At 67.1% G+C, this 1,693-nt stretch carries 2 protein-coding genes; both read left to right on the top strand.

Annotation, left to right across the window (positions count from 1 at the left end; translation table 11 throughout):
• Positions 1-512 precede the first annotated feature (512 nt).
• On the top strand, positions 513-926 hold the full coding sequence (locus E6G06_22490) for a hypothetical protein (protein TML84602.1): 414 nt from the start codon (positions 513-515) through the stop codon (positions 924-926).
• A gap of 165 nt (positions 927-1,091) precedes the next feature.
• Positions 1,092-1,580 (top strand): hypothetical protein, encoded by a 489-nt coding sequence (locus E6G06_22485; protein TML84601.1) that lies wholly within the window; start codon positions 1,092-1,094, stop codon positions 1,578-1,580.
• The last annotated feature ends 113 nt before the right edge of the window (positions 1,581-1,693 follow it).

Here is a 1,693-nt window from a genome sequence, read left to right as displayed (position 1 = left end):
TGGAACTCCTCGCTTCGGTTCTCACGAGCGGAAGAAGGGCGTCGGGCCGTACAGCCTGCCCGCTGAAGTGCGCCCGTCGGAGTGCGTCGAAAAACCGGACCGTTCTCGGCACCGGACACGGGTTGAGCAGAACGAGACGGTCGCTCGTGTAATGGTCGTGCGCAAGCCAGCCTGCGCCGAACGCCGCGATCACGCCGATCGCCACCACAGCCCGCCGAACAAACCGTGGGAGCTGTCGAGGTGGAATTGGCCCATCCTTCTCGCCGTCAACAGGTAGAGCTTCGAGTTCGCCCTCAGATGCGTGTGCCATGGGACCTCGCCTCGCTAGCCCATGTTGCCCGATGAGGCGAGCCGAGCCGAAGTCGGCCAAAGCGAATAGGTATTTCCCTCGGCGAGCCGTCACAGCTCGGCACGTTGTGGTGTTCTTCTCGTTGTGCGACAAGGCGAGCACGAAGTGGGAACTCCGTCGAGCGCCCTGACCGCCGATGAGCGCCACCTGATCGAGATGCTCTATGGCCCGCTGCGCCGCTTCGCCGCCGCCGTCGGGCCAGCCGACGTCGAACCCGATGACCTCGTCCAAGAGGCGTTGTTCCTGGCGCTTCGACGCCGATCGCTCAGCGCCTATGAGAACGCGCCAGACCATCCTCAACCTGAGCCGAAACCACCGGCGGAGCCTGGCCCGCCGAGGCAAGTCCCTGCCGCGCCTGGTTGCCTCGGTTGCAGCACCACCACCCAGCTATCCCTCGGACCTGGCCGAGCTACTGCGCCTCCCCGCCGAGGTCCGGGCGGTGCTCTATCTCGCCGACGTGGAGGGCTACTCGTTCCCCGAGATCGCCGCCACGCTGCGGTGCTCGCCCGCCGTGGCCCGGGCTCGAGCGTCGCGCGGCCGTCGCCGTCTCCGCAGCGAGCTTGGAATGGAGGTATAGGACATGACCCCGGCCCGAGCCGCCTGGGACGAGTTGACCGAGCGAGGCCAGCCGCGCGGTGCCGACGCGCTGATCGAGACACTTGAGCGCCGGTTGGTGGACGGCGGGTCGCCGCGGCAGCCACGCGTAGGAGGCGGGCGGCGGCGCAGACCCACGCTTGTGCTCGTGGCTGCCCTCGCCGTGACGGTGGTCGTCGCCGTGGCCGTCAGCCACCGGGGTCGAGGCGATGAGCAGCGAGTGGCGGCGGGGCCCGAGCACTGGTTCGCCGAACCCCGGTTCCTGCCTCCGGGCTTCTCGCTCGTGTTTCGCTCAGGCGACGACCACACTCAGATCCTGATGTATCGGAACGGAGCAGCGCGCGTTGCCGTGGTCGACGTCTTCTCGATTCGCGGGCCAATCGACGTCAATGCATACTGGCCTGGTCGCACCTTCCGACGTGTGAAGATTCGCGGTCACGACGCCTCCTTGGTGGTGGCGAGTCCTGCTGCACCGGAGGACGGCGTACGCGTCGTCTCCTGGCAGGAGCGATCGGACCTCGGCGTCCACCTCGCCGTGTCCGGGCCAATGGCCGACGAGACCTTGCTCGCCATCGCCAACAGCATTGATCCGAGGTCCAGCCTTCCGAGCGCATCTCCGACTCCATCATGGCCTTGAGGGGTTAGCAAGGAACGCCACCTGCGCGTCATCACGCCGCATGGGCTATGACGCGCCGTTAGCTGATGCCGAGCGGCAGTTCTGGCGCAAAGTGCGAGGGACTAACGCGCAAA

Source organism: Actinomycetota bacterium, from assembly GCA_005888325.1.
Lineage (GTDB): Bacteria > Actinomycetota > Acidimicrobiia > Acidimicrobiales > AC-14 > AC-14.
Note: the sequence above shows the minus strand (reverse complement) of the source record. Positions and strands in the feature narration are given on the sequence as shown.

Bases quoted from the DNA above. Each gene is read 5' to 3' on its own strand.
- E6G06_22490 (TML84602.1), top strand. From the start codon at position 513: ATGGCCCGCTGCGCCGCTTCGCCGCCGCCGTCGGGCCAGCCGACGTCG.